Origin of the sequence: Paramesorhizobium salinisoli, assembly GCF_003335045.1 — a bacterium.
GTDB classification, from domain to species: Bacteria; Pseudomonadota; Alphaproteobacteria; order Rhizobiales; family Rhizobiaceae; genus Paramesorhizobium; species Paramesorhizobium salinisoli.
In genome coordinates, this window is sequence record NZ_QOZG01000110.1 from 1 (window position 1) to 522 (window position 522).

At 51.1% G+C, this 522-nt stretch carries 1 protein-coding gene; it reads right to left on the minus strand.

Annotation, left to right across the window (positions count from 1 at the left end; all coding sequences use genetic code 11):
• Window positions 1-186: hypothetical protein (locus DUT91_RS25140; protein ID WP_147272316.1), on the minus strand; the 186-nt coding region annotated here is incomplete at its 3' end.
• Window positions 187-522: the final 336 nt, after the last annotated feature.

Consider the following 522-nt stretch of genomic DNA (forward strand, 5'->3'; position numbering starts at 1 on the left):
CCCCCCCGAGGAGAACACATCCTGGTCATTGGCGGTAAATGTCACAGCGGTATTGGCAGCTCCCAATTTCCAGTGGACGATATAGGACTTGGCCGGATCCAAATCCGCCGCCGAGGCGAAGAGAGCGGCGGTGTTATGGGCATTGGTCCCCGAAGGGGAAACGATTGTGATAGTAGGCGTAGCCATTATTCAGCTCCTGAAATTGTCGCACAGTCAAATTCGTGCATTGCAAATTAATCTTCACACATTGCGTAACTCGGGATGGCGCGTAAACCGGGGGATGGCAGAAGTATTCGTGCACGGACGTGAAGGAAGAGCGCGTGCCCAGCCATCCAATCCATTCGCCATGGCAGATTCAGCAGGTGTCGTATGCGCAGCCCTCATGGCAGCGTTAACGACACTCTCCGGGTCTGATCAATGTCGGAATCCTTCTGCTTGTCCATGGTATGCAACCATGTCGCCACATCGTTGTTTCAATCAATAAATTTTGGTTTCTATCAATGTAGTTCTATTCGTATCTAT